The sequence below is a fragment of the Bacillus sp. 17RED48 genome (genome assembly GCF_019837545.1).
Lineage (GTDB): Bacteria > Bacillota > Bacilli > Bacillales > Bacillaceae_G > Bacillus_A > Bacillus_A wiedmannii.
This window is the reverse complement of sequence record NZ_JADAXG010000069.1, coordinates 1-206: the sequence shown is the minus strand read 5'-3', so window position 1 is coordinate 206 and position 206 is coordinate 1. Positions and strand designations below refer to the sequence as shown.

The 206-nt window shown below is 50.0% G+C and carries 2 tRNA genes; both read right to left on the bottom strand.

The window, feature by feature from the left end:
- Positions 1 to 20: 20 nt before the first annotated feature.
- Positions 21 to 101: transfer RNA gene (locus ILT06_RS32345), tRNA-Leu, on the bottom strand.
- Between the two features lie 20 nt (positions 102 to 121).
- Positions 122 to 197, bottom strand: a tRNA-His gene (locus ILT06_RS32340).
- Positions 198 to 206: the final 9 nt, after the last annotated feature.

Below are 206 nucleotides of genomic sequence, written 5' to 3'. Positions count from 1 at the left end.
ATGAGTTATTTTATTAAAAGTGCGGGTGAAGGGAGTCGAACCCCCACGCCAAAGGCGCTAGATCCTAAGTCTAGTGCGTCTGCCAGTTCCGCCACACCCGCATATTAATTTTTAAGAAAAATGGGGCGACTGATGGGAATCGAACCCACGAATGCCGGAGCCACAATCCGGTGCGTTAACCACTTCGCCACAACCGCCATGATTTT